This is a genomic window from Cohnella baijiui, from assembly GCF_020731285.1.
In the GTDB taxonomy this organism is placed as follows: Bacteria; Bacillota; Bacilli; order Paenibacillales; family Paenibacillaceae; genus Cohnella.
The window spans coordinates 1-240 of sequence record NZ_JAJFOW010000337.1 but is presented as its reverse complement, the minus strand read 5'-3'; the positions used below and the strand labels follow the sequence as shown (position 1 = coordinate 240).

At 57.1% G+C, this 240-nt stretch carries 1 tRNA gene; it reads right to left on the bottom strand.

The window, feature by feature from the left end:
* Positions 1 to 59: 59 nt before the first annotated feature.
* Positions 60 to 142: transfer RNA gene (locus LKX83_RS32860), tRNA-Leu, on the bottom strand.
* Positions 143 to 240: the final 98 nt, after the last annotated feature.

The following is a 240-nucleotide window of genomic DNA, read 5'->3' as shown; positions in this document are numbered from 1 at the left end:
AACCCGCGACCTTCTCGTTGGCAACGAGATGCTCTACCACTGAGCTATTTCCGCGTATATGGTGCGCGTGGAGGGACTTGAACCCCCACGGTTGCCCGCCAGATCCTAAGTCTGGTGCGTCTGCCAATTCCGCCACACGCGCAGGTGGCAACTGCAAGGTTGCAGCCTCTTGCAGGCAAGAACAAATGGCTGGGGATCTAGGATTCGAACCTAGGAATGACGGAGTCAAAGTCCGTTGCC